The 21,544-nt window shown below is 61.8% G+C and carries 24 protein-coding genes; 16 read left to right on the top strand and 8 right to left on the bottom strand.

The features are described 5' to 3' along the window. Positions 1 to 1,266 precede the first annotated feature (1,266 nt). From HWX69_RS14280 to dpsA, 3 genes are all read left to right on the top strand, one after another. Positions 1,267 to 1,995 (top strand): hypothetical protein, encoded by a 729-nt coding sequence (locus tag HWX69_RS14280; RefSeq protein ID WP_178917740.1) that lies wholly within the window; start codon positions 1,267 to 1,269, stop codon positions 1,993 to 1,995. Positions 1,996 to 2,054: 59 nt separating this feature from the next. Next, the gene (locus HWX69_RS14275) at positions 2,055 to 2,210 is read left to right on the top strand and encodes a hypothetical protein (RefSeq protein WP_178917739.1); all 156 of its coding nucleotides are present in this window, start codon (positions 2,055 to 2,057) and stop codon (positions 2,208 to 2,210) included. A gap of 121 nt (positions 2,211 to 2,331) precedes the next feature. Further along, entirely contained in the window at positions 2,332 to 2,877 is a 546-nt protein-coding gene (gene dpsA / locus HWX69_RS14270) for a DNA starvation/stationary phase protection protein DpsA (protein WP_178917738.1), read from the top strand. A gap of 10 nt (positions 2,878 to 2,887) precedes the next feature. Here dpsA and HWX69_RS18040 read toward each other — a convergent pair whose 3' ends face one another. The 3 genes from HWX69_RS18040 to HWX69_RS14255 all read right to left on the bottom strand — a co-directional run bounded on the left by HWX69_RS18040 (position 2,888) and on the right by HWX69_RS14255 (position 3,814). Next, the gene (locus tag HWX69_RS18040) at positions 2,888 to 3,184 is read right to left on the bottom strand and encodes an amphi-Trp domain-containing protein (protein WP_178917737.1); all 297 of its coding nucleotides are present in this window, start codon (positions 3,182 to 3,184) and stop codon (positions 2,888 to 2,890) included. A 6-nt stretch (positions 3,185 to 3,190) separates the two neighbouring features. Then, positions 3,191 to 3,358, bottom strand: a complete 168-nt coding sequence (locus HWX69_RS14260) for a hypothetical protein (protein ID WP_178917736.1) — start codon at positions 3,356 to 3,358, stop codon at positions 3,191 to 3,193. A gap of 150 nt (positions 3,359 to 3,508) precedes the next feature. After that, positions 3,509 to 3,814, bottom strand: a complete 306-nt coding sequence (locus tag HWX69_RS14255) for a glutathione S-transferase N-terminal domain-containing protein (RefSeq protein WP_178917735.1) — start codon at positions 3,812 to 3,814, stop codon at positions 3,509 to 3,511. A 154-nt stretch (positions 3,815 to 3,968) separates the two neighbouring features. On the opposite strand from HWX69_RS14255, the gene HWX69_RS14250 reads away from it, so the two are divergent. From HWX69_RS14250 to HWX69_RS14230, 5 genes are all read left to right on the top strand, one after another. Next, positions 3,969 to 4,685 (top strand): hypothetical protein, encoded by a 717-nt coding sequence (locus HWX69_RS14250; protein WP_178918349.1) that lies wholly within the window; start codon positions 3,969 to 3,971, stop codon positions 4,683 to 4,685. A 40-nt stretch (positions 4,686 to 4,725) separates the two neighbouring features. After that, positions 4,726 to 5,076 carry a CHY zinc finger protein gene (locus HWX69_RS14245; protein WP_178917734.1) on the top strand — a complete coding sequence of 117 codons (351 nt, stop codon included), beginning with the start codon at positions 4,726 to 4,728 and terminating at the stop codon, positions 5,074 to 5,076. Positions 5,077 to 5,104: 28 nt separating this feature from the next. Continuing rightward, positions 5,105 to 5,656 (top strand): NUDIX hydrolase, encoded by a 552-nt coding sequence (locus HWX69_RS14240; protein WP_178917733.1) that lies wholly within the window; start codon positions 5,105 to 5,107, stop codon positions 5,654 to 5,656. A gap of 73 nt (positions 5,657 to 5,729) precedes the next feature. Next, positions 5,730 to 6,047, top strand: a complete 318-nt coding sequence (locus HWX69_RS14235) for a helix-turn-helix transcriptional regulator (protein WP_178917732.1) — start codon at positions 5,730 to 5,732, stop codon at positions 6,045 to 6,047. A gap of 3 nt (positions 6,048 to 6,050) precedes the next feature. Next, positions 6,051 to 6,377, top strand: a complete 327-nt coding sequence (locus HWX69_RS14230) for a hypothetical protein (protein ID WP_178917731.1) — start codon at positions 6,051 to 6,053, stop codon at positions 6,375 to 6,377. Here HWX69_RS14230 and HWX69_RS14225 read toward each other — a convergent pair. Beyond that, positions 6,374 to 7,456, bottom strand: a complete 1,083-nt coding sequence (locus tag HWX69_RS14225; protein ID WP_178917730.1) for an SDR family oxidoreductase — start codon at positions 7,454 to 7,456, stop codon at positions 6,374 to 6,376. The genes HWX69_RS14230 and HWX69_RS14225 overlap by 4 nt on opposite strands. A gap of 145 nt (positions 7,457 to 7,601) precedes the next feature. Between HWX69_RS14225 and HWX69_RS14220 the strand changes: the two genes are divergently transcribed. Then, entirely contained in the window at positions 7,602 to 9,515 is a 1,914-nt protein-coding gene (locus tag HWX69_RS14220) for a S9 family peptidase (protein ID WP_178917729.1), read from the top strand. A 74-nt stretch (positions 9,516 to 9,589) separates the two neighbouring features. Then, the gene (locus tag HWX69_RS14215) at positions 9,590 to 11,527 is read left to right on the top strand and encodes a hybrid sensor histidine kinase/response regulator (protein ID WP_178917728.1); all 1,938 of its coding nucleotides are present in this window, start codon (positions 9,590 to 9,592) and stop codon (positions 11,525 to 11,527) included. A 139-nt stretch (positions 11,528 to 11,666) separates the two neighbouring features. Here HWX69_RS14215 and HWX69_RS14210 read toward each other — a convergent pair whose 3' ends face one another. Next, positions 11,667 to 12,239 carry a twin-arginine translocation signal domain-containing protein gene (locus tag HWX69_RS14210; protein WP_178917727.1) on the bottom strand — a complete coding sequence of 191 codons (573 nt, stop codon included), beginning with the start codon at positions 12,237 to 12,239 and terminating at the stop codon, positions 11,667 to 11,669. A 581-nt stretch (positions 12,240 to 12,820) separates the two neighbouring features. On the opposite strand from HWX69_RS14210, the gene HWX69_RS14205 reads away from it, so the two are divergent. Next, positions 12,821 to 14,068, top strand: a complete 1,248-nt coding sequence (locus HWX69_RS14205; protein ID WP_156708733.1) for an RNA-guided endonuclease InsQ/TnpB family protein — start codon at positions 12,821 to 12,823, stop codon at positions 14,066 to 14,068. A 188-nt stretch (positions 14,069 to 14,256) separates the two neighbouring features. On the opposite strand, the gene HWX69_RS14200 is transcribed toward HWX69_RS14205, so the two are convergent. Continuing rightward, positions 14,257 to 14,526, bottom strand: coding sequence for a HalOD1 output domain-containing protein (locus tag HWX69_RS14200; RefSeq protein WP_178918348.1), 270 nt, complete (start codon positions 14,524 to 14,526; stop codon positions 14,257 to 14,259). Positions 14,527 to 14,805: 279 nt separating this feature from the next. Then, on the bottom strand, positions 14,806 to 15,354 hold the full coding sequence (locus HWX69_RS14195; protein WP_218644856.1) for a peptidylprolyl isomerase: 549 nt from the start codon (positions 15,352 to 15,354) through the stop codon (positions 14,806 to 14,808). A 215-nt stretch (positions 15,355 to 15,569) separates the two neighbouring features. On the opposite strand from HWX69_RS14195, the gene HWX69_RS14190 reads away from it, so the two are divergent. From HWX69_RS14190 to HWX69_RS14175, 4 genes are all read left to right on the top strand, one after another. Next, the gene (locus HWX69_RS14190) at positions 15,570 to 15,950 is read left to right on the top strand and encodes a winged helix-turn-helix domain-containing protein (RefSeq protein WP_156707219.1); all 381 of its coding nucleotides are present in this window, start codon (positions 15,570 to 15,572) and stop codon (positions 15,948 to 15,950) included. Further along, positions 15,950 to 16,243, top strand: coding sequence for a DUF7521 family protein (locus HWX69_RS14185; RefSeq protein WP_178917725.1), 294 nt, complete (start codon positions 15,950 to 15,952; stop codon positions 16,241 to 16,243). The genes HWX69_RS14190 and HWX69_RS14185 overlap by 1 nt, the downstream gene beginning before the upstream one ends. A 121-nt stretch (positions 16,244 to 16,364) precedes the next feature. Then, a complete protein-coding gene (locus HWX69_RS14180) occupies positions 16,365 to 17,501 on the top strand; it encodes a multicopper oxidase domain-containing protein (RefSeq protein ID WP_178917724.1) in 1,137 nt (378 codons plus the stop codon). Positions 17,502 to 17,591: 90 nt separating this feature from the next. Further along, positions 17,592 to 19,268: an NAD(P)-binding protein gene (locus tag HWX69_RS14175; protein WP_178917723.1), complete on the top strand. Its 1,677-nt coding sequence runs from the start codon at positions 17,592 to 17,594 to the stop codon at positions 19,266 to 19,268. A gap of 9 nt (positions 19,269 to 19,277) precedes the next feature. On the opposite strand, the gene HWX69_RS14170 is transcribed toward HWX69_RS14175, so the two are convergent. Next, positions 19,278 to 20,342 carry an anthranilate phosphoribosyltransferase gene (locus tag HWX69_RS14170; RefSeq protein WP_178917722.1) on the bottom strand — a complete coding sequence of 355 codons (1,065 nt, stop codon included), beginning with the start codon at positions 20,340 to 20,342 and terminating at the stop codon, positions 19,278 to 19,280. A gap of 106 nt (positions 20,343 to 20,448) precedes the next feature. Here HWX69_RS14170 and ahbB point away from each other — a divergent pair, with 106 nt between their 5' ends. Beyond that, positions 20,449 to 21,498 carry a siroheme decarboxylase subunit beta gene (gene ahbB, locus HWX69_RS14165; protein ID WP_178917721.1) on the top strand — a complete coding sequence of 350 codons (1,050 nt, stop codon included), beginning with the start codon at positions 20,449 to 20,451 and terminating at the stop codon, positions 21,496 to 21,498. Positions 21,499 to 21,544: the final 46 nt, after the last annotated feature.

Below are 21,544 nucleotides of genomic sequence, written 5' to 3'. Positions count from 1 at the left end.
CGGTGCCGCGGATGCGCGACGATTCCGACCGACCGCCGGAGCGGACACCCACGGAGCACCAGACGGTGTTCGGTCGCCTGCTCAACACGTGGACAGGGCTGCAGGGCGATAAGAGCGCTCGCAGCGCAGTTCCCACGATACCCGTGCTTTTCCCCAGAAGACATCACACCGGCGTTCGCAGCTACATACGTTCATCTTCGAGCATCGCCGACGGAGCCATACGGCACGCCAGCCGTCACACTGCTGGAGGACCGCTCCGAGCGGTACTAGCGTGATGTTCGTTCGTTGCTGGAGCGGGTGGTTGAGGAGGCCGACATGATTTGTGGGAATGGCTTTCCGGTGTACATCATCGGCAATTCCGTCCAACAGCTTTACTTCGAACCCGAGTAACGACAGCGGCTCTTCAAGTGGTATTCGTCCGTAATATCATACCATGTCAAAACTTTTGTGAGTTACCTTCCGTACCCTCGTTTGGAGTTCGAATTTGCGTGCGACTGCGGGCACGATATCTCTAAGTTTACACGGGAGAAGGGGACGAAGAACGTGCATTTGGAGTGTCCGAACTGTAGGGCAGTGTGGGCGCAAACACTGACAAATATTCGAGCAGGGGAGAAGCCGGCGTAGCAACCCTACTGGCGAGGTCGCATTCGTTGACACAGTGGATTAGCTCCTTTTAAGCCGTGTCTCATCACGGTAGAACTTCGGCTTTTCACCGAGGGGAACGCATTCTGTCACTCAGATATGCTAAATAAGCCTGTATACTGACATATACATGGGTACCTTACTAGAGCTACGCCGGTACCAACAGCTATCGGAAGTACTACTCCCGCCGTTCCCACTCTGGCGCCGAAATTAACTCCGGCCGAACCGAATTAATATCCATTTCGGCGGCACCATAGAAACGTTCTCGACCAGTGGGCGTCTGGAGGCGGAGCACGACCGTTTCGCTCGTGGCGCGGAATATCGAGAGCGTCCACGCGCCGCCCACTCGCTCCCACGTACCGAGTTCGACTGCGTCACTGACGACATTGGAGCCGAGCTCCCAACTCAGACGCGTCACCTGTGGTAGGTCGAAGGGCACGATATGAGGAAGTCGAGCGACGGTCCCATCGGTCGGTTGTGGTCCACGTGTAGCCATACCACGAGTGTTCTTGTCGGTCACGAAAAATCAATCGCTTCGCCGTAGATTATTATGAAACACTGACAGCTCGATAATCCTTGATTCACAGCCACGGAGGTTATCAGCGATGCCGACCCACAGATAATATGACCTCATTTGCGGATTTGGACCTCGCCGATGTCGAGGAAGTCGCAGAGCGCCGTGAGGACCTCCTCGCTGCGGTCCGTGACCACGCCGGCCGCATCGCCTACCACATCGCCCGCGTCGACGGCGGCGACTACGGCCAGCGGTCGTTTTCGACCGACGACGGCGAGTGGACGGTCAAATACGAGGCTGGCGACCTCGAATACCTCCGGTTCGAACCGCGTGGCGGCGGCGAGACGTACGTCATCTCGACACAACAACCGGCCGAGCCGAAGGCGCTGGCGGAGGCCCTCGAAGACTACCCCGCCTTCGTCGCGGCGTACAACGACTACGTCGAGTCACTGGCCGGACTGCTCGATTCGGTTGAGACATCCTTCCCAACGGTGGAATCAACCGAGAGTGTCGTCGCCGAACGCGACCGCATCGTCGAAACTATCGAAGCCTGCTGTGACCGGATGGCGGGCGAACTGCGCCGCTACGAGGGCACCGAGTACGGCAGCTTCGCGGCCCGAATCGACGGCACCCGCTGGGAGTTGAAGTGGGACGAAGACGGCGCGTCGTACCTCCGTGCTGGCGGCTCGGGCGGGGTGTACGTCCTCTCCCAATACGGCCCGCCCTCTGCGGCCGACGTACGTGAGTACGCCCCTCGATTCGGGGGGTTCGTCGACGCTTACAACGACCACGTCGCCGAGTTGGAGTTGGACCTCGAAACAATCACTTTCGACACCTGACTCGACTGGCCGTGAGGGTTTTGCGGCTGGAGTCAAAATATCGTGTGGAGGGTCAACACATGTGTCACCACACACTCGGCAAGGAACAAGCAAAGTGGCGTCACGAACAGGCCGAAGACGAAGAAGAGGACGAACCTGCTGAATCGGCGGAACCACCCGAATTCGTCAACGAAGACACCGCAGTCGACGTCGAGTTGCTGGATGCCGACGACTGACTGCCGCAGAGCACGCTGTGAGCAGTGACGATGGTCCGTAGTTATCCGCATTTTAGGCAAGACGAAAATATATTTTCAATTTGAGTAATTATAAGTCGCTGGCGACCCAACTACAGATGTAATGAGCACACAGAAGACCACCCGTCAACAGGCTGGCACCGTCGAAGAGAACGCGCTCCGACTCGACACCGAGAAAGCCGAACAGATCATCGACGCGCTGAACACGGACCTCGCGGACGCGTACGTCCTCTATCACCAACTGCACAAACACCACTGGAACGTCGAGGGCGCGGAGTTCCTCGATATTCACGTGTTCCTTCAGGAAGTGTACGAGGACGTCGAAGACGCCGCCGACGAACTCGCTGAGCGTCTGCAGGCGCTGGGCGGCGTTCCGCACGCCAGCATGACGACGCTCGCCGAGAACGCTACTGTCGAGGCCGAAGACGAGGACGTCTACGACATCCGAGCGTCGCTGGAGAACGACCTCGAGATGATGGGCAACATCATCGAGAGCTACCGGCAACACATCGAGTTGGCCGAGGGCCTCGGCGACTACGCGACAAGCGAGATGCTTCGCGAGCAACTCGAAACCATCGAAGAACACACCCACCATATCGAACACTACCTCGAAGACGACTCGCTCGTCCTCGAATCCGCGACGAACTAACGCCGACTGACTACCGAACGTCGGGCGCCGATTCGTCGCTTCGCCCCGGAATCTCTACCTCAATTTCTAACTCCTGGTCGCCGACGCCGTCGAAGTCGATTTCGACGTCGATGGGCTCGCCGAAGGCAAAGGGGAGTTCCCACTCGTCGTCGACGAGCGTGAGTTCGTCGTCGTCTCTGAGTTGTTCTCCCAGCGCGATCAGAAACTCGCCGGCTTCCTTCGAGTCAAGACGGTATTCGCGTTCAAACTCTCGTCCCGCCCGAATCGTCGTCCGGTCGTCGTCTGTAGCTGAGTCAGAATCTGCCACGAGTACTCACCGTCGAACGTCGACCGTCAGGTCACTCGCAATCCAGCCGTCGTTGTTGTCCGTTTCGATGAACACGGATTTGCCGGGAGAACTCTCACACTGGGACACCTCGGGTTTGGAGTCGGCGTCGGAATCAACGCCCCGTTCCGAACGCCGCTGGGCACGCGCCGTCATTATTTTATTTAGGTAAGCCTAAAGTAAAAGCGCTTTCGGTCCCGGCGTCCCTGTCAGTGCTCGTTCGTTTCGGACTCCCGGCCACTCCCATGGCTTTCCCTCTCGTGACGCTGCGGGCGTCACGTCTCGCTCGTCGCTTGTGACTGCCGGTCAGGTGAGCCGCGACAGCAGCCGCGACAACAGCCCACCGTCCGGTGGCTGCTGGTCGTCGTCACCGTACTCACGATAGAGGTACGCGACGATGTCGTCGCTTTCGGCCATCCCCTCGATGCCGTTGGCGTTGTCGACCAACACGGGCACGCCGTACTGGCCACTTACTTCGTACACTTCGTCGCGGTTGCGTCGTCGACCGGCGACAGAGTGGGTTTCGTACGACAACTCCAAGTCGTCAAGCGCTCGCCGCACCTTCGCACAGTAGGGACAGCCGCTCAGGTCGTACAGCTCGATGTCGGCCATACGTTGAACTATCGTTCGTGACTCCTGAATCCGCCGCGATGGGGTACCGCCGTCGCACAGCCGCCCCGTATTTCTGCCGAGGACACAGCGTTTATGCGTTGCCTTCGAGTGGCCAAACCCGATGGCTGCGACTATTCGCGGGACGGTACGGGGGATGGCGAACCGAGCGAATCCGGCGTTTGCGGTCGGCGCTGTTGCGATACCCGTTCTCGCCTTGGTGTACGTCCTCCAGTGGGGGAATCGACCACAGCACATCTACGTCCACGTGATGGCCGGCGTACTGTGGACCGGCATCGACCTGTTCATGGCGATGGTACTGGGACCGGTGTTGGGTGGGCTGGCCGTCGAAGAGCGGGCGAACGTCTTCCAGCGGTTCACGCCCAAGATGACGTTCCTGATGCCGACGCTGGCGCTCGTCACCATTGCCGGCGGCATCACGCTCGCACTGCGGTTGGAGGTGTTCTCGAACGCCCAGCCGTGGCTCGCGCTGTTTACCGCCGCCTCGCTTTTGCCCGCGATTATTCTCATCGGCTGGCAGTTCGACGCCTTCCGGGACTGGCGGTGGCTGGCCGTCTTCGCCGTCGTCCTCGTCGGCTCCGGCGGATATCTCGCTGTAACACTCCCTGCCTTTGCGATGACCGAACCCTCCATCGCCGTCGCACTCGGCATCGTCACCGTCCTCAGCGTCCTCGGCTTCGGCGTCCTCATGCCCGGCGAGGTACGGATGTATCGGGAGATGGTCTCGGAAAACCCCGACACAGATGTCATCAGCAACATCGGGATGCGCAACGCGAAACTCAGCGGGATTCAGGGTGTGTTCCAACTCGCCGTCATCGTCGTGATGGTGTGGATTCGCTGGGGCAGCCTGTAGTCGGCGGACGGTTTTTGTCGCTGCGGCCCAACCGCCGACCGTGAAGGTTCACGGTCACGAAGTCCGCGGCATCGGCGTCGACAGCGAGACGCGGTGTGCCCACTACGGCACCAAGCGCGACGTCGTTGCGATGAAATTCGGCTGCTGTGAGACGTACTACCCCTGTTTCCGCTGTCACGCCGAGACGACCGACCACGACGCCGAACCGTGGCCGCTGGAACGCCGTGACGAACCCGCCGTGCTGTGTGGCGCCTGCGGCGCCGAACTCGCTCCCCAGGAGTACATGGGCGTCGACTCCTGTCCGGAGTGTGGCACCCAGTTCAACCCCGCGTGTGCCGACCACTATCACCTCTACTTCGAGGGCGTCGAGGAGACGCCCGAACGGCGATAGTTTTGTCGCCGGCGAATCAAGCGGGGGTATGGCCGACGAAGACGACCTCGCGTGGGAAACGCTGGATTCGGAGACCGACTACACCTGCCCCGGCTTCGACGTGGTTCGCGACGACGTACGTCTCCCCGATGGCACCGACACCGAGTTTCACTACGTCTCGGAACCGCCGTCGGTCGTCGTGCTCCCGTTCACCGACGACGGCGACGTGGTCGTCATCGAGGAATGGCGACAGGCGGTCAAACGCCGCAACTACGGCCTCCCCGCCGGCGGCCTCGAAGACGACGACACCGACCTCCTTGCGGCGGCCCACCGCGAACTACAGGAAGAGACCGGCTACGAGGCCGACGCCATCGAGCGACTGGCCACCTACGAACCGGCCAACGGCCTGTTCGATTCCGTGTTTCACTACGTCGTCGCCCGCGGGTGTACGCCGACCGCCGAACAGGACCTCGACGACAACGAATCGATTCGCGTGACGACCACGACGTTCCCGGAACTGCAAGAGCGAGCCGTCGCCGGCGACCTCAGAGACGGCCGGTCGGCGCTGGCGGTGTTGCAGTACGCGCTTCGGGTTGACTGAAGTGTTCGATACTCGGAGTCTTCTGTAGTCGGTCGCCCGAACATTTATTTCAGTATATTACATTCTATTACACATGCCGATTCACATCGACCGCTTCGAGGACGGTCCCAGCGATGCGCTCGACGTTCAGGAGGGGACGCAACCGTATCGAATCCTCCAGTTTCTCGCCGAGAACGCCGAACAAGCGTTCACACAAACCGAGATACACGAAGCAACCGGAATCAATCGGGGAAGTGTCGGTGCCGTCCTCTCGAGGCTGGAAGAGCGGGGACTCGTTCGACACAAGGGCCGGTACTGGGCCATCGGCGATGACGACCGATTGGCCTCCTACGCGGCACAAACGAACGCCAGTTCGGCGTCGACGACAGACGACTACTACGGCGAGGAGTAACAGATGTACGACCGCGGCACTGTCGTGAAAGGCCCGGACCTGCTGGCAAACCACGACTTCCGGCCGTACGTCTGTTTAAGTGACCGCACTCATCCATTTAGCGGAGAGGAAGGGCTCTACGCCGCTGCGACGACGACCCGTCGGCCAGCTGCCATCCTGCTCTCCGAAGCGGATTTCGAGACAGGTGGCCTCCCGCGTGAAACCTACGTCAACCCATGGACGGTCGTCACGATTCGACACGCGGATATTCACGGTGAAGAGGGTCGGCTTGTTCCAGCGACGACTGAAGAAATCGCGATAGATGCTGCGGGCTATTTAGGTATCGATTAGTTCATCGCGCCTTCGTCGATGTCCGGGTTCTCGCGGACGAACTCAACGAGGTTCTCGGCGTAGGAGTCGAAGGGTGGACACTCGATGCCCGACCCTTCGAGGTCCTCGACGGCGTTGGTACAATCGAAGCTCGCACCCCACGTCTGATACTCCAGTCCGCCGCTTTTGAGCAGGTCGCTCTCGGGCGATAACGACGCCAGGAGTCCCTTGACGATACCCTTCGGATACGGGACGACGATGGTTCGGCTCTTGCCGGCGGCGTCGCCGAAGGTCTTGATGAGTTCGGTCGTCGTCGGCGGGTCGGGGTCCGCGAGGTGATACACCTTCCCTTCGGATTCCTCGATACCGCTGAGATAGCCCAAGGCGTCGACGACGTAATCACGGGGCACGAGGTTGAACTCCGCGTCGCTGGCGCCACGAGGCGCCGGAATCACGGCGTTGTTGCCCTGGTCGAGCAGCATCTCGACGAAGGCGTAGGGGCCGTCGTACTTCTGTGTCTCGCCGGTTTCGCTGTCGCCGACGGCGACGCCCGGCCGGTAGATGGTCGTCGGAATCTCCGCCATCCGCTGTTGCACGAGCACTTCGGCCATGTGTTTGGTCGTCTCGTAGTAGTTACAGAACTGCTGGCCCTCCTGTAGCATGTCTTCGGTGAACCGGCCCTCGTAGGTGCCCGAGACGACGACGGAACTGACGTAGTGTAGGCGGTCGACGTTCCCACCTTCGGCGAAATCGAGGACGTGTCGCGTTCCCTCGATGTTGACCAGCCGGCCGGGTTCCCGATCCATCGTCAAATCGTAGATGGCCGCGAGGTGATACACCTCGACGCTGTCGGCCTGGAGGTCGTCGTAGGCCTCACCAAGTCCGAGATCGGCGTTCGTGATGTCGCCCTCGACCAACTCGATGCGCCCCTCGGCGTCGTGTTCGGCCTCGATTTCTTCGGCTTTCGATTCGGCCTGTGAGCGGTACTTCGCCTGAATGAGACAGGTGACGCTCGTCTCGGCGTCGTGACGCTCCAGCAGTCGTTCGACGAGTGCGCTCCCGAGGAAGCCGGGGAAGCCAGTGAGGAATACGGTCGTCATGGAAACTCACGACTCGCGGACCCTACCTATACGTTGTGCCGGTGTCCCAAGGTGGGTTTTATCACTGCCGGTGTTGGCGTCGACTTCGTCAACGATTGCGCCGAGAGCCGAACGGCTAAATCGACGCCGCCACAAGGTGCTGGATATGTCGCAGGACTCCGAGCAGGATCCACTGGAAGCCCTCGCCGCGCTGCCGACGCTGGCGCATCCGACCGTCTCGCCGGACGGCGACCGGGTAGCGTACTACCACGACGTGACTGGTCGCAACGAACTGCACGTCCTCGACGTCGACTCCGGTGAAGTAACGCAGTGGAGCGACGGTGAGGTGCCCCGGAACGCCCGCTGGTTCCTCCAGTGGGATGCCGACGGTGACCGCGTGTTCTTCCACGACGACGAGGGCGGCGACGAGCAGAACGACATCCGCGCTATCGATGCCGACGGAGATGTCGAAACTGTCGCGGCTTCCGAGGCCCAGAACACCCTCCACGATGTCGACCCCGACGGGGAGTTCGTCGTCGTCGGCTCGTCCCGCGATGGCCAGATGAACTGCTATCGCCACGCCCTCGGCGGCGACGACGTGACCCAACTCACCGACTACGACCGCGCAGTCTGGTCGTCGGTACTCTCGCCGGATGGCGAGCGCATCGCCTACACGACCAACGAAACCGACGACTTCGACAACCGCGACGTCTACGTCGCGTCGGTCGAGTCGCTCGCTGCCGACGGCCCCGCCGGCGGCCCAGACGACCATTCGGACGCTCGCAATCTCGACATCGGCGAGACGGGCGCGGAAGCCGTCGTCGCCGACTGGGGTCCCGATGGCGACCGCCTGCTCGTCTCCGATAACACCGAGGACCGCACCCGCTGTGGCGTCTATGACCTACGCGAGGATACCGTGAGGTGGCTCGGTGACCTCGCATTCGAGGAACACCCGGAGTGCTTCGGCGACGACGGCGAGTACGTCGTTGCGACGCGGGTGCGAGACGCCTCGGTCGTTCCGGTCGTCTACGACCTCGACTCCGGCGAGAGCCGGGAACTGGACCTGCCGGAGGGCGTTGCCGACTTCGGCCTGGCAGGGAACTCCGTTATCGACGAAGACCGTATCCTGTTGCAACACACGACGCCGACGCGACGCCCCGATCTGCTGGCGTACGACCTCCGAGACGACACCACCGAGACACTCGTCGAAGCCGACCACGGCCCCTTCTCATCCGACGATTTCGCCGACGCCGAGTACTTCACCTTCGACTCCGACGGCGTTCCCGAGGCCGACGCCGAAGCGGTCGCCCACGACCCCTACGAGACGTACGAAATCGGCGCGCTGCTGTACGACTCCGGGCAACGACCCTCGCCGCTCGTCGTCAACCCCCACGGCGGCCCGCGCGGCCGCAACGACAAGCGCTTCGACCTCTACACCCAGGTACTCGCCCAGCAGGGGTATTCGGTCCTGCAGGTGAACTATCGCGGTTCGACCGGCCGTGGACGGGAATTCATCGAGGCGCTGTACGACGACTGGGGCGGCGCCGAGCAGGGCGACGTGGCAATCGGCCTCGAGGAAGTCATCGCCGACCGTGAGTGGGTCGACGAGGACCGTATCGTCGTCTTCGGCGGCTCCTACGGCGGTTACTCGGCGTACTGGCAGCTCGTCCAGTATCCCTCGCTGTACGACGCTGGCGTCGCGTGGATCGGCCTCACCGACCTCGAGGAGATGTACGAGACGACGATGCCACACTACCGGACCGAGTTGATGGAACAGTACCTCGGGACGCCCGAAGAAAACCCCGAACTGTATCGGGAGCGCTCGCCCATCACCCACGCCGAGAACCTCGCGGCGCCGCTGTTCATGCTCCACGGCGTCAACGATAGCCGCGTCCCCGTCTCACAGGCGCGACTGTTCCGCGACCGACTCGACGAACTCGGCTACGACGAGGGTGAAGACGGCGACTTCGAGTACCAAGAACTCGGCGAGGAGGGCCACGCCTCCTCAGACATCGACCAGAAAGAACGGATGTTCAGGCTGCTCGTGGATTTCCTCGACCGACGGATCGCTGGGGACTGAACGAGGCCGTCGCCGTCCGTATCGAGCGCGAAACATCGGCTGACATTGAAATACCAGCAGCGGATACACCACGTATGCGCACGACGGGTGATACGATTCACATCCTGCACGTCGATGATGACACCCGTCTCACGGAACTCGTTTCACGGTTTCTCCAGAAGGAAGACGACCGATTCGATATTCACCCGGCAGCCAGCGCCGAGGAAGGGTTAGCCCGACTCGCCGAGGAGGACTTCGATTGTATCATCTCGGATTACGATATGCCCGGCCAGAACGGGCTTGAATTCCTCAGGGCGGTCCGAGAGGAGCACTCGGACCTCCCGTTCGTCCTGTATACGGGGAAGGGCTCCGAGGAAGTCGCGAGCGAGGCGATTCGCGCCGGAGTGACCGATTACCTCCAGAAAGATACCGGCACCGACCAGTACACGCTCCTGTCGAATCGGATTCGCAACGCGGTCGAACAATACCGGGCGAACCGACAGGCGGCGGCGGAACAACGAATCAATACGGTCGTTCGGAACATCGACGAAGTCCTGGTCCGTGCAACGGCGCGAAGCGAGGTCGACGCCCGCGTCTGTGAGATTATCAGTGATGCCAAGCCGTATCAGTTCGCGTGGATTGGTGAATACGACGCCGAGACACGAACCGTCGAACCCCGGAATTCCGCCGGCATCGAGAGCGATTACCTCGAAGCAATCGAGATAACCGTCGACGAGAGCCCCACGGGGCGTGGCCCCACCGGGCAGGCAGTCCGAACCGGCACCATCGCGGTGATGCAGAACATCCCCGAGGACCCCGAGTACGAACCGTGGCGGCGGGAAGCCCTCGAACGAGGGTATCGATCCAGCGCCGCCGTTCCACTCGCTCGCGAGGGGACGCTGTACGGTGTCTTGAACGTCTACGCCGACCGAACCTACGCGTTCGACGAGCGCGAACGGCAGCTGCTCTCGAACGTCGGCGAGACGATCGCACACGCCTACCACCGAATCGAACTGCAGCGACAGTACACCGACCAGTATCGGACGCTGTTCGAGGAGGCCCCGGTGATGGTGGTTCTCACGAGAGCCGTCGACGGGGAGCCGATTATCGAGGACTGTAATCGAGCCTTCGCCAACCGACTCGGATACACCCGCGATGAACTCCGCGGGACGCCACTGGCCGACTACTACACCGAACGGTCGACTGGACGGCTAATCGACAAGGCGGGGTACGAGCGAGCCCTCACCGGCGATTTCCTCCGCGAACAACGGACGCTGGTGACGCGTGCGGGACAGGAGATACTCACGATTCTCCGCGCGGTACCGCGTCGAGACCGGAATGGCGAGATAATCGGCACGCACGCGTTGTATCTCGATATCACGGACGAACAACAGGTGCGGGAACTCGAACGGCAGAACGAACGGCTCGAGGAGTTCGCCAGTGTCCTGTCACACGACCTCCGGAACCCGCTCACCGTCGCCAAGGGACGGTTAGAACTCGTCAGCGAGGAGTGTGACAGCGAGGACATCGAACACGTCCGGAAGGCTCACGACCGAATGGAGGCGTTGATCGAAGACCTCCTCACGCTCGCCCGGCAGGGCGCGACGGTGACTGACCGGGAACCCATCGCGGTATCGCCGCTCGTCGAGCGGTGTTGGTCGAACGTCGAAACCGGGGACGCGACCCTACGAACGGACATCGACCGGACGGTACTGGCCGACGAGAGCCGCCTGAAGCAAGTGGTCGAGAACCTCATCCGTAACGCCGTGGAACATGGCGGTGAAGGCGTGACGGTGACGTTCGGCGAGTTGGACGACGGCATCTACGTCGAAGACGACGGGGCTGGTATCCCCGCAGAGGACCACGACGACGTCTTCGAAACCGGCTATTCGACGCGAGAGGAGGGAACCGGCTTCGGTCTGAGTATCGTTCAACAAATCGTCGAAGCCCACGAGTGGTCCATCGACGTGACCGATGGCGCCGACGGTGGCGCACGATTCGAAATCACCGGTATCGAGTTCGCCGACGGCTAGCGGGTCATCTTCGGTGACAGCGTACATCCGCGACTGTTCAGACCACTCGTGGACGGCTTCGACCGGCGCGTCGGTGGTGACTGATGTCGACAGAACCGCCAAAATATGTGGTGCCGTCACCGACACCGACCGAGTGCGTTCACCGACTATCTTTGCCGGTGTTGACGTACCGGATACACTGCCCTTGGTTCCGGAACCCGTAGTCATCCCAGCCGCCGTCCCTACAGTCGCTCTTGGTTTCAGGGTCACACGATGGGACGCTGAACGGCGTCCAGTCGAAGTCCCAGTCCCGCTCACCGCCGAGAGCGAGTCTGATCTCCACCATACTCGTCGCGTTGAACGTCCGGGTCTCGACGACCGGGTCGGATTCACCACGGCCGTCGACGGTCACGCCCGGATAGATTACGTCATCGTCGACGACGGGATGGTCACCGTACGTCTCGTCGGGCTCCTCGCCGTCGATTCGGTACTCGAAGTACGCCAACGCGTTCGTGTCGTTGATGAACTCGAGAGTCACCTCACAGTTGTCGTCGTCGACCGGCTTGACGTATGGCCACCCGTTTTCCTTGTTGTCCTCGTTGGTACTCGGGAAGTCGTAGGCAGCCGCGACACCTGTGCCGCCGATCAAGAGAGCCCCGCTCGTTACCGCGCCCGCCTTCAGCACCCTCCGTCGTGAGAGTGGCGTCGAATTCGATTCGTGTTGGTCCTTCATGTCTGATTTCCGTTTCGGTGGTTTCGCTCGTAGTATTCCTCGACCTGTCACTGTCGTCGCCTCCTCAGTATCGCGTCTTCCCCTCCACTAAATCCACCTCACCGAGATGGGTGGAAAAGAGGATGGCTTCCTTCCGGCATTAATCGGACCGACAGTTCACGGTAGACAGAGCGTGTAAGTCGGTCGTTAACCTGATTCAGGTTTCCAGCATCCCATCCTACTCTCCGATAGACGCCGCCTGCCGTGCGATTTTTCCGTATCACACCGAACACAGCGCCGAGAATTGCCTGGAGAAATCGCGGATTTCCAACCGTCTCGAACAATGACCGTCTCACCGATTGCCTCCCCGACCACAAATTCAGTTACTGGAGGTCACTGAGGGGACCACTGTGTACTGGGTGCTATGGTGTCGAGATTTCTCCTAGCAGTTTCAGCACTTTCGAGGTGGAGCCCCCAACCTCAAGGAGCGAACGGAGTGAGCGAGTAGGTCGGGGAGGAACCCGACATGGGACGACACAACCGCCACACTATGACCGATCGACTCCCAAGTCTATAACTACCGTCGGGTGTTCTCTGAAAACATGGGTGTGCGTCGAACCGCCGTCGTGAAAATCGCCGTTTCCGACGAGCAACGCGACGCACTCCACCGAACCGCCGAGCAATACCTGTACTGCGCGAACCGAACCGCCGACTACTGTTGGTCCGACACCTCCTATACCGAGTGTAAGACCAACAAACGAGAGGTCCGTGACGCGCTCTACTCCGAACTTCGAGAGGAGACAGACCTACAGGCCCAACTTGTCCAAGCCGCTATCAAACGCGCTGTCGAAGCTGTCAAAGCGTGTGTCGAACGGTGGAAAAAGGGACAGCGCGTCTCTCAACCGACGTTCACCGCCGAAACGATGGACTACGACACGCGGAGCGCGACCTTCTACCGGAACAAGGTGTCGCTGGCAACTGTTGAGGGCCGAGTCGAACCGTCGTTCGTTCTCCCGGCAGACAGTCCGACGCCCTACGAGCGGTACGTACTCTCCGAGAACTACGAGTTCCGCGAGAGTACGCTTCGGTACGACGTGGCCACTGACGAGTTCTATCTCAACCTTTCGACGCGGCGAACAGACGGTGACGATGAGGTTTCGGAAGACACCGGGCACCCCGACCAAACGGTCCTCGGTATCGACCTCGGCGTCAATAGCCTCGCTGTGTCCTCAACCGGCACGTTTTGGCAGGGGGACGACTACGACCACTGGTGTCGTGAGTTCGAGAAGCGACGTGGCGAGATGCAACGGCGCGGCACGCAGGCCGCACACAAGGCCCTGCTTCGCCTCGGGAAGCGTGAAGAAGCCTGGCGCAAACAATACATCCACACGGTCGCCAACGAACTCGTCGAGGAAGCCCTCACTCACGACTGCGACGTGATTGCGTTCGAGGATTTAACCGACATTCGAGAGCGGCTTCCACACGCGAAGTGGCACCACGTCTGGGCGTTCCGACGCCTGCTTGAGTACGTCTCCTACAAAGCCCCTGAACAGGAGGTCTCCGTGGAACAGGTCGAGCCGAACCACACATCCCAACGCTGTTCTCGAACGGACTGTGGGTTCACACACGAGAATAACCGCCACGGAGAACACTTTGAGTGCCAGAAGTGTGGGTATGAGGTGAACGCGGACTACAACGGTGCGAAAAATATCGGGCTACGGTACGCTCGAAAGCAGACACACAGACTCCGTTCCTCGCCCAAGCCGGGGAGCGGAGACGCAGAAGTAGACCTGCGTATAAATGGTGGGACGTTGAACGGCGAGAATCACCAGCCGATTGCTGGCGATTGATTGCTGGGAGTCCACATCAAAGCCCCACCCTCAAGGACCGAGGCGCGGAGCGCCGAGGGAGTAGGGTGGGGTAGTTTACGTTCCGATGAAGTCTTGAGTAAGTAACGCACTCGGGCCGGAGTCCGGTCAGTACAGTGGACGTATACATCGCAGAGGCCGTGAGTCGTCCCGTTGATGAATTACGCCAATCAGGTCACCTTGACAAACTCAGCACGGCCGTTCTGTTCGACGGTGATGCGGTAGCCCTCGTAGGTGAACGTGATCGTCAGCTGCGCTTCCGGCGAGGGAGGGTTTGAGAAAATGTGATCAAGGACACCGTCAACGCAGTCCCACGTGGTTTCCAACTCTTCGATGGATTTCCCTTCGAGTTCAGCGAGATTCTCTGCAACCCCCATCGCTGGTGAATCTCTGTCTTTGTCCAACTCACGACGCACGATTTCCTCATCGTGATTTACCATATCTTTCAATGATAAAGAGACAACAGATAGTGTTTCTTCCCACTTAGTTACCGATTGAAACGGATCCATGGGGGCCTCTTACCACGCTCCCATATCCTACAGAATTTGCTACCTGTGCACGTCTACCGAACATCCATTCCATGCTGTATTGGACTTACAGAAGAGGATTTCAACGGATCCCACGTTCAGAAAATATCGCGTTCGAGAGATTTCGCGAACGCAGAATCCACGTTTGTGCCTCAGTCGATAAATCGCCGACAGAAGGCGTTCTCTCGGGCGTTATCGCTCGATGTCGACCGACTCGATTTCGACATCGTCGTGCGGCTTGTCGTTGCGGCCCGTCGGGACGTTGCCGATTTCCTTGACCACGTCCATCCCGTCGACGACTTCGCCGAAGACGGCGTGTTTGTCGTCGAGGTGCGGCTGGGCGTCCAGCGTGATGAAGAACTGGCTGCCGTTGGTGTTCGGCCCGGAGTTGGCCATCGAGAGGATGCCGGCGCCGTCGTGGCGGAGTTCGGGGTGGAACTCGTCGTCGAACTGGTAGCCGGGGCCGCCGCGGCCGGTGCCGGTGGGGTCGCCACCCTGAATCATGAAGTCCGCGATGATGCGGTGGAAGACCGTTCCCTCATAGAGGGAGTCACCGCGGGTTTCGCCGGTTTCGGGGTCTTCCCATGTGGTCGTCTCGGGGGCGGGGTCGTCGTCGGCCGCGGGGTCGTGTTCTGCGAGGTTGAGGAAGTTCTCGACGGTTCGGGGTGCGCGCTCTTCGAACAGTTCGATGGTAATGTCGCCGTGGTTCGTACCCAGGGTGACAGTCGGGTTGTCGCTCATACCCGATTCAGGCGCGGGCGTCGCAAAAGGTTGCCGACTGCTGTCGTCGCCGAAACAACCCGCGAGGGCGCCACTCAGCATCGCTGTCGCCGCCCCGAGAACTGCCCGACGTTCGATTGCCATGCGACCCCTCCGATGTCGAGGAGCATAACCGCCCCGAAACGGCGTTTCCCCGTCTTCGCAACCGTTTATAGGCGTGACTTAATATCTCCCGTATGGTTCGGGACCCGCTGTCGGACACCGACGATCCAGACCTCGAAACGGTCGTCGGGACGCTCGACGACGAGGACTGTCGAAACATCGTCCGGCAACTCGACGAGCCTCGGACGGCGAGTGAACTCGTCGAGCGGTGTGACATTCCGCGGTCGACGCTGTATCGGAAACTCGACCGGTTGACGGAGTCGACGCTGCTGCGGGAGGGAACCGAAATACGGCAGGACGGCAGCCACGCCGGCCGCTACGAGGTCGACTTCACCGAGGTCATCGTCGAGTGCGACGACGACCGGGAGTTCGGCATCGAAATCGAGCGGCCGGCCAGACGCGCCGACGAACGACTGGCCGAACTGTGGTCGGAAGTCGGCAAGGAGGTACGATAATGGTTCACACGCAATCTACGGCCGGAATCCAACTCGCCATCGCAGTCGTAAAGACACTCATTCTCGTCGTCGGCGGCGTCGTGACGTATCTCGCCTGGAGTGCCTACCGCCGGACCGGCGACCGGTCGCTGAAGTTTCTCTCGGTCGGATTCGCCTTCGTCGGCATCGGCGTCCTCATTGCCGGGTTCACCTTCGAAATCCTCGGGACGGACATCGGCATCGGCGTTCTCATCGAGGGCCTGTTCATCCTCACCGGCCTGAGCATCATCGCCTACTCGTTGCGCGTGCAGTAAACCTCCGGGGGATTCTCAATTCTCAACTCCCACGGCGGATTCCCACCTCGGAGAAACGATTCTCAATCCCCGGGAATCCGCCTTCCGTGCTTTACGTATAGCCTTACTACGTCGAACTGTAATGACTGACAACATTGGCGCACCCGGAACGGACTTCTCGCGCCGGGATTTCGTGAAAGCGACTGGAACCGTCGGCGTGGCGGGTCTCGCGGGCTGTTCGACTGGATATCAGGGCCCGGCCCAACAGGCGACGGGAACCCAGGACGGCGAGCAACTACCGCTCGCTGGTGCGCCTGAAGTCGTCGACGTGCACGAACAAAACAATCAGGTGACGCTCCGCTCTGTCACCTCGCGACTCGCCGCCCACCCCGGCGATTCGATGGGCGGTCCCGTCGAATTGCCCGCCGTCTGGGCGTGGCAGGCCGACGACCGGACGCCGAGCGTCCCCGGTCCCGTCATTCGGACCGTCGAGGGCGAGGACATCGAGGTGACGCTGGACAACACCGACGCGATGCACCCCCACACCCTCCACTTCCACGGCGTCCGGAAGACCTGGGAGAACGACGGCGTCCCGACGACGACGGGCATCACCGTCGCCCCCGGCGAGAAACACACCTACGAGATTCCCGCGAACGTCCCCGGGACGCACCTGTATCACTGCCACTACCAGACCCACCGGCACATCGACATGGGGATGTACGGCGTCTTCCGTGTCGACCCCGAGGGCTACGAGCGGGCCGACCAGGAACTGTTCATGACGCTGAAGGACTGGGACTCCCGGCTCAACCGACAGATCGCCGGCGAGGACGTCTCCTACAGCCCGCGTGACCGTTCCCCGGACGTGTTCACCATCAACGGCCGGTCGGCGCCGCGGACGCTGCACCCAGAGGACGGCTCGCCGGTCATCGTCTCACAGGGCGACACCGTTCGACTGCACCTCGCCAACAACGGCTACATGAGCCACCCGATTCACACGCACAACCACCGGTTCCGGCTCGTCCAGAAGGACGGCTCCGACGTGCCCGAAGCCGCCCAGTACGAACAGGACATCGTCAACGTCGCGCCCGCAGAACGGAAGACCATCGAGTTCGAGGCCGACGCCGACCCCGGGATCTACCTGATCCACTGCCACAAGGTGAGCCACGCGATGAACGGCAACAGCTATCCCGGCGGGATGGTCGGTGCCATCGTCTACGAGGAGGCGATGGACTCCGACCTCTTCGCGGAACTGATGGACTACGCTGGCTACGAAGCCTAACCGGATTCGAGGGCACGGTGTCATTCGACCTCGTTTGACTGGTAGTAAATTTAACACCGTTTGTCCCTGATGGTCTGTCAGTGATTGACAGTGTCTGACGGGGACGTACGCGAAGCCACGACCGAACGCGCCAGCGAAACGACCGACTTCGACGCCGTCGTCGTCGGCGCGGGCTTTTCGGGACTGTACATGCTGCACCGACTCCGAGAATTGGGACTGTCGGTGCGTGTCTACGAGAAGGGCGACGGCGTCGGCGGGACGTGGTACTGGAACCGCTATCCGGGCGCCCGCTGTGACAGCGAGAGCCACATCTACTGTTACTCCTTCGACGAGGACCTCTACGAGGAGTGGGAGTGGTCGGAACGCTACCCCGAACAGCCCGAAATTCTGGAGTATCTCAACTTCGCCGCCGACGAACTCGACCTCCGCCGGGACATCGCCTTCGAGACGGAGGTCACTTCGGCCAGCTACGACGACGACGCGGCGACGTGGACCATCGAAACCGCCGATGGCGAACGCGTCGAGACCCGGTTTTTCATCAGCGCCGTCGGCTGTCTCTCCGAACCGTTCAAACCCGACTTCGATGGCCTCGACACCTTCGAGGGCGAGTGGTACCACACCGCCCGGTGGCCACACGACGGCGTCGACCTCGACGGCCAGCGCGTCGGCGTCATCGGCACGGGGTCGACGGGCATTCAGTTCATCTCCGAGACCGCCTCGCGAGCGGGCCACCTGACGGTCTTCCAGCGGACGCCGAACTACGCCGTCCCCGCGCGCAACCGCCCACTCGAAGCCGAGGAGTACGAGGAGATACGCGAGAACTACGACGCTATCTGGGAGCAGGCCCGGAACTCCCGGTTGGGGATGCCGTTCGACCCCGACGAGAACTCCGCTCGCGGGCTCTCCGAAGCGGAGATACACGACATCCTGGAGGACCGCTGGCAGCAGGGTGGCTTCCGATTCCTGCACGCGTTCGAACCCGGCCACGTGCTGTCGAACGCCGACACCAACGCCATCATCTCGGAGTTCATCCGCGAGAAGATTCGCGAGCGGGTCGACGACCCCGACACCGCAGAGAAACTCGTCCCGACGGATCACCCCTACGGCGCCAAGCGCCCGCCGATGGACTACAACGACTACTACGGGACGTACAACCGCGACGACGTGAGCCTCGTCGATGTCGAGGAGAACCCGATAACCGAAATCACACCTGATGGCGTCCGGACGACGGCCGACGAGTACGACCTCGACGTGTTGGTCTTCGCAACCGGCTTCGACGCCATGACCGGCGCGCTGCTCGCGATGGACATTCGAGGGCGAGACGGCTTGCCGCTCGAAGAGAAGTGGGCCGATGGTCCGACCACGTACCTCGGTCTCGGCATGCACGACTTCCCGAACCTCTTCACCATCACCGGCCCCCAGAGCCCCTCCGTGTTGACGAACATGCCGATGTCCATCGAGCAGCACGTCGAGTGGATAACCGACTGCATCGCCTACATGGATCGCGAAGGCTACGACCGCATCGAAGCGACCGCCGAATCCGAACAGCAGTGGGTCTCACAGACGAACATGCTGGCCGACAATATGCTGTTCTCGGAGGCCAAATCGTGGTATCGCGGCGAGAACGTCCCCGGTAAGCCGAGCATATTCACGCCGTTCCCGGGCGGTCTCGAGATGTATCGCGGCATCTGTGAACGGGTCGCCGAAGACGACTACGACGGCTTCGAACTCCGAGAGGCCACCGACGCCCCGACAGTCGAACAGTAGTCGGCCGTCTCAGAACGACCGAAGCGCGTCGAGTTTCTCCGCCGCTGCGCCCGATTCGAGTGCGTCGCGGGCCGCCTCAAGACCACCACGGATGTCGTCGGCGTCGCCGCCGGCGTAGATGCGCAGGGCGGCGTTGACGGCGACAGCGTCGGCGAAGTTGTCCTCGCGGTCGCCCGACAGCACGTCCTCGGTAATCGCCGCGGAGTCGGCGGCCACGTCGTCGACGCCGAGGTCCTCTTCTTCGAAGTCCATGCCGTATTCCGGCGTCTCGATGTCGAAGTCGTCCATCTCCTCGCCCTCGTTCCAGACGGCCACCTTCGTCGACCCCGGACGCACGTCGTCGTACCCCTCCATCCCCTGGAACATGACGACGCGGTCGACGGTCGCGGTTTCGCTTTCTTGGAAGGTGTCGATGATGCGCTTGGCGTAGGGCAGGTGATAGAACGACCCGAGGTGCGTCGACGCCTCGGCGGGATTCGCCAGCGTCTCGATGGTGTTGACGAACGTGCGGACGCCCATCATCTCACGGCGCTCTTCGAGGGCGGTAATCTCAGGGGCGAAGTTCGGTTGGTAGTAGTAGCCGAAGCCGACCTCGTCGGTCATCTCGGCGGATTCCTCGGGCGTGAGGTCGGTCCGGACGCCCAACTCATCGAGGACGTGCTTGTAGGCGTCCTGTTTCTGCGTCGGGACGCGGTCCCCGGAGTGGACGACGACGGGCGTGCCCGCGGCCGCGGCGACGAGGCCGGCGGCGACGCCGAAGATGGCGCTCCGCCCCTTGCCGTCGTAGTTCGCCCCACAATCGACTGGGTCACACTGCGGCGCGTACGTCTCGGTTCCCTCCGCCATCACGTCGATGTAGGCGGCCAGCTCCTCGGGCGTGTTGCGCTTCCAGCGGTTCGCCAGCCAGAAGGCACCCAGCGTCGTGTCGTCGGGTTCGAATTCGAGGATGCGACGGAACGCCTCGGCGGCCTGCTCGCGCGTCATGTCGTCGGCGGACTTGTGTCCGGAGCCGACGACTTCGGTCATCAGACGCTTGAGGGGCCACTCGCCGTATTTCTCGGTCGCTTGGGCCATACCGAAGATTGGGGCAGGGGCACAAAAACGTCCACGGTTGCCACCTGTCACGGAACGGCCCGCCGGAACCGACGGACCCTAATCCCCGCCCACCGTATCACCGACAATGAGCACGTCGGCGGCCGACGACGCGGACTGGCGTTCGGACCTCGATGCGGTCGACGAAGCCCTCATCGACGGCTACCAGTCGGACTTCCCCGTCGAGCGGCGACCGTTCCGCCGCGTCGGGGCGGAACTCGGCATCGAAGCGGACGAGGCGCTCGAACGCGTTCGGCGACTCCGTGAAGCGGGCGTCTTCCGGCGCTTCGGAGCGGTGTTGAACCCGCCCGTCATCGGCGCCTCGACGCTGGCGGCGGTTCGCGCCCCCGAGGAACGATTCGACGAGATCGCCGACATCATCAACGGCTACCGGCAGATCAACCACAACTACCGCCGCGACCACGAGTGGAACATGTGGTTCGTCGTCACGGCGGGGTCGCTCGACCGCCGCGACGAAATCCTCGCGGAAATCGAGGAACGAACCGGCTGTGAGGTACTGAACCTCCCGATGCTGACCGACTTCTACATCGACCTGGAGTTCCCGGTCGTCAATTCGGACCGGTTCGCCCGGGAGTCGGTCGAACGGACCGAGGTGACGGCGACGCGCATCTCCGAGTCGGCCGCGGCGAACCTCTCGGATCTCGATAAGGCGCTGCTGTTGGAGATACAGGACGGCTTCCCGCTGTCGATGACGCCCTACGAGGACATCGCTGACGCCGTCGACGCGCCAGTCGAAGACGTCCTCGACGCCATCGAAGCGCTCCGTGCCGACGGCTGCATCAAGCGCATCGGCTGTGTCGTCAACCACGTCGTCACGGGCTTCGACGCCAACTGCATGGTCGTCTGGAACGTCCCCGACGAGGAACTCGACGCCCGCGGCGAGACTGTCGGCGAGTTGCCCTACGTGACGCTGTGTTATCACCGGCCTCGGCGGCCCGAGCAGGGGTGGCCCTACAACCTCTTTACGATGATTCACGGCCGCGACCCCGATGCCGTCGACGCGAAAATCGACGAACTCGCCGAGGAGTACCTCCCCGTCGAACACGAGCGCCTGTACTCAACCGAGACGCTGAAACAGACCGGCGCGCGCTACGACGACATCGTCACCGAGTCGTGAGCCCCGATACCACACCACAATCAGTTTCTTGACGCCGACTCACGAC

The sequence above is a fragment of the Natronomonas gomsonensis genome, from assembly GCF_013391635.1.
In the GTDB taxonomy this organism is placed as follows: Archaea; Halobacteriota; Halobacteria; order Halobacteriales; family Haloarculaceae; genus Natronomonas; species Natronomonas gomsonensis_A.
The sequence above is the reverse complement of the archived record's forward strand: the minus strand, read 5'-3'. Positions and strand labels throughout refer to the sequence as shown.

What these genes read in the sequence shown, in the direction of transcription:
- HWX69_RS14260 (WP_178917736.1), bottom strand. Translation starts at nt 3,358, where the DNA reads ATGACGGCGCGTGCCCAGCGGCGTTCGGAACGGGGCGTTGATTCCGAC.
- HWX69_RS14210 (WP_178917727.1), bottom strand. Translation starts at nt 12,239, where the DNA reads ATGAAGGACCAACACGAATCGAATTCGACGCCACTCTCACGACGGAGG.
- HWX69_RS14240 (WP_178917733.1), top strand. Translation starts at nt 5,105, where the DNA reads ATGGCCGACGAAGACGACCTCGCGTGGGAAACGCTGGATTCGGAGACC.
- HWX69_RS14235 (WP_178917732.1), top strand. Translation starts at nt 5,730, where the DNA reads ATGCCGATTCACATCGACCGCTTCGAGGACGGTCCCAGCGATGCGCTC.
- HWX69_RS14275 (WP_178917739.1), top strand. Translation starts at nt 2,055, where the DNA reads ATGTGTCACCACACACTCGGCAAGGAACAAGCAAAGTGGCGTCACGAA.
- HWX69_RS14220 (WP_178917729.1), top strand. Translation starts at nt 7,602, where the DNA reads ATGTCGCAGGACTCCGAGCAGGATCCACTGGAAGCCCTCGCCGCGCTG.
- dpsA (WP_178917738.1), top strand. Translation starts at nt 2,332, where the DNA reads ATGAGCACACAGAAGACCACCCGTCAACAGGCTGGCACCGTCGAAGAG.
- HWX69_RS14170 (WP_178917722.1), bottom strand. Translation starts at nt 20,342, where the DNA reads ATGGCCCAAGCGACCGAGAAATACGGCGAGTGGCCCCTCAAGCGTCTG.
- HWX69_RS14180 (WP_178917724.1), top strand. Translation starts at nt 16,365, where the DNA reads ATGACTGACAACATTGGCGCACCCGGAACGGACTTCTCGCGCCGGGAT.
- HWX69_RS14255 (WP_178917735.1), bottom strand. Translation starts at nt 3,814, where the DNA reads ATGGCCGACATCGAGCTGTACGACCTGAGCGGCTGTCCCTACTGTGCG.
- ahbB (WP_178917721.1), top strand. Translation starts at nt 20,449, where the DNA reads ATGAGCACGTCGGCGGCCGACGACGCGGACTGGCGTTCGGACCTCGAT.
- HWX69_RS14205 (WP_156708733.1), top strand. Translation starts at nt 12,821, where the DNA reads ATGGGTGTGCGTCGAACCGCCGTCGTGAAAATCGCCGTTTCCGACGAG.
- HWX69_RS14225 (WP_178917730.1), bottom strand. Translation starts at nt 7,456, where the DNA reads ATGACGACCGTATTCCTCACTGGCTTCCCCGGCTTCCTCGGGAGCGCA.
- HWX69_RS14215 (WP_178917728.1), top strand. Translation starts at nt 9,590, where the DNA reads ATGCGCACGACGGGTGATACGATTCACATCCTGCACGTCGATGATGAC.
- HWX69_RS14230 (WP_178917731.1), top strand. Translation starts at nt 6,051, where the DNA reads ATGTACGACCGCGGCACTGTCGTGAAAGGCCCGGACCTGCTGGCAAAC.
- HWX69_RS14185 (WP_178917725.1), top strand. Translation starts at nt 15,950, where the DNA reads ATGGTTCACACGCAATCTACGGCCGGAATCCAACTCGCCATCGCAGTC.
- HWX69_RS14250 (WP_178918349.1), top strand. Translation starts at nt 3,969, where the DNA reads ATGGCGAACCGAGCGAATCCGGCGTTTGCGGTCGGCGCTGTTGCGATA.
- HWX69_RS14195 (WP_218644856.1), bottom strand. Translation starts at nt 15,354, where the DNA reads ATGAGCGACAACCCGACTGTCACCCTGGGTACGAACCACGGCGACATT.
- HWX69_RS14190 (WP_156707219.1), top strand. Translation starts at nt 15,570, where the DNA reads ATGGTTCGGGACCCGCTGTCGGACACCGACGATCCAGACCTCGAAACG.
- HWX69_RS14280 (WP_178917740.1), top strand. Translation starts at nt 1,267, where the DNA reads ATGACCTCATTTGCGGATTTGGACCTCGCCGATGTCGAGGAAGTCGCA.
- HWX69_RS14200 (WP_178918348.1), bottom strand. Translation starts at nt 14,526, where the DNA reads ATGGTAAATCACGATGAGGAAATCGTGCGTCGTGAGTTGGACAAAGAC.